The 275-nt window shown below is 45.5% G+C and carries 1 pseudogene; it reads right to left on the reverse strand.

Annotated elements, in window-relative coordinates:
- Nucleotides 1-275: pseudogene (locus tag BK660_RS30875) on the reverse strand (D-lactate dehydrogenase); the annotation flags it as partial.

The raw sequence follows: 275 nt of genomic DNA on the forward strand, positions 1-275 counted from the left end.
GGCAAAAATCGCTAATTTACCCGCACAACCGGAAGCCTCATAGTGACGTGCCGGATCGGCATTAAAACGTGCCGGGCTGTCTTCATCTACCTGGCGCACATGATTGCAGTAGGCGTGGTCATGACCTTTGCCACAATCTAATTGAATGTCTTTACGTTGATAACGTTGATTCTCTAAATTCGCTAAAATTTCTTCCGGCATTTCGCCCAAATCAATGCCTAAATGATTAATGAGCTGCAGTTCGCCTTGATCTGTTAATTGCGCATAAAGCGCCA

The sequence above is a fragment of the Pseudomonas brassicacearum genome (assembly GCF_003732265.1).
In the GTDB taxonomy this organism is placed as follows: domain Bacteria; phylum Pseudomonadota; class Gammaproteobacteria; order Pseudomonadales; family Pseudomonadaceae; genus Aquipseudomonas; species Aquipseudomonas brassicacearum_D.